The organism is Dactylosporangium sp. NPDC049742 (assembly GCF_040674675.1).
Taxonomy (GTDB): Bacteria; Actinomycetota; Actinomycetes; order Mycobacteriales; family Micromonosporaceae; genus Dactylosporangium; species Dactylosporangium maewongense.
The window spans coordinates 1-1,915 of sequence record NZ_JBFANF010000157.1; the positions used below are offsets into that span (position 1 = coordinate 1).

Annotated in this window: 1 protein-coding gene; it reads left to right on the forward strand. The window is 74.3% G+C overall.

Translation table 11 applies throughout. The annotated features are described in order from the left end of the window. Positions 1–1,915 (forward strand): condensation domain-containing protein (locus tag AB0J72_RS58890; RefSeq protein ID WP_363418031.1); only part of this gene is annotated, 1,915 nt, incomplete at both ends.

Here is a 1,915-nt window from a genome sequence, read left to right on the forward strand (position 1 = left end):
TCGACGCCGCGGGGGTTGACGACGACTTCTTCGCCCTCGGCGGGCACTCGCTCCTCGCTGTGCAGCTGGTCGAGTGGCTGCGGGTGCGGGGTGTGACGGTGTCGGCGCGGGCGCTGTTCGAGACGCCGACCCCCGCCGGGCTCGCCGCCGCGGCCGCGGGCGCGACCGTCGAGGTGCCGCCGAACCGGATCCCCGCGGGCGCGCAGGCGATCACCCCCGACATGCTGCCGCTCGTCGAGCTGACCACGGAAGACCTCGCGGCCGTGATCGCCGGCGTCGAGGGCGGCGCGGCCAACGTCGCCGACATCTACCCGCTCGCGCCGCTGCAGGAAGGCATCCTGTTCCACCACCTGCTCGCCGACGGCGGCTCGGACGCCTACGTCTCGCCGACGGTGATCGCGTTCGCCGACCGCGGCCGGCTGGACGGGTTCGCCCGGGCGCTCCAGCACGTCATCGACCGGCACGACGTGTTCCGCACCGCCGTGGTGTGGGACGGGCTGCGGGAACCGCTCCAGGTGGTCCGGCGCGCCGTGGCGCTGCCGGTGACCGAGGTCGCCCTGCCCGGCGGCACCGAGGACGCGGTCGCCGACCTCGTGGCGATGGTCGGCCGGTCCATGGACCTGGGCCGCGCCCCACTGCTGGACCTGCACGTCACCGAGATCTCCGGCGGGCGGTGGCTCGGCCTGCTGCGCATGCACCACCTGGTGCAGGACCACACCGCGATGGACGTGGTCACCGCCGAGGTGGAGGCCGTGCTCGCCGGCCGCGAGGACACGCTGCCGGCGCCGCTGCCGTTCCGCAACTACGTGGCGCAGGCCCGGCGCGGGGTGGACAGCGGCGAGCACGAGGCGTTCTTCCGGGACCTGCTGGCCGGCGTGGACGAGCCGACGACCGCCTTCGGCGTCAGCGACGTCCACGGCGACGGCTCCGGCGTGGTGCGGGGCGGCGTCCGGCTGGACGCCGCGCTGGCCCGGCGGCTGCGGGAAGTGGGTCGCCGCCTCGGGGTGAGCCCGGCGACGGTGATGCACGTGGCGTGGGCGCGGGTTCTGTCGGTGGTGTCGGGCCGGGACGACGTGGTGTTCGGGACGGTGCTGTTCGGGCGGATGAACGCGGGTGCGGGTTCGGACCGGGTGCCTGGTCTGTTCATGAACACGTTGCCGGTGCGGGTGCCGACCGCCGGTCTGGACGTGGTGGCCGCGGTCGACGAGATGCGCGGTCAGCTGGCGCGGCTGCTGGAGCACGAGCACGCGCCGCTGGCGCTGGCGCAGCGGGTCAGCGGGGTGCCCGGCGACCTGCCCCTGTTCACCACCCTGTTCAACTACCGGCACGACAACTCCGGCGGATCCGAGGGCGGTGCGCCATCGGGCCCGGGCGGGTTCGAGGGCGTCCGCGCCGTCTACACCCAGGAAAGCACCAACTACCCGGTGACGGTCTCGATCGAGGACGAGCAGACCGGCTTCCGGATCACCGTCGACGCGGTCGGGCCGATCGACCCGGCCGCGGTCGCGGCGATGCTGCGCACGGCGGTCGCGGGCCTGGTACCGGCGCTGGAGAACGGGTCGCGGACCCTGCTGGCGGACATCGCCGTGCTCGATTCCGCCGACGCGGACCGGGTCCTGCGCGAGTGGAACGACACCGCGGCCGCGGTCCCGGCGACGACGCTTCCGGAGCTGTTCACGGCCCAGGTGGCGCGGACGCCGGACGCTCCCGCGCTGGTGTTCGAGGGCGCTCCGGTCTCGTACCGCGAGCTGAACGACCGGGCGGCGCGATTGGCGGGGTTCCTGATCGACCAGGGTGTCGGCCCGGAGTCGGTGGTGGGCGTCCGTCTGCCCCGTGGTGTCGACATGGTGGTGGCGCTGCTGGGCGTGTTGAAGGCGGGCGCGGCGTATCTGCCGATCGACCCGGATCTGCCTGC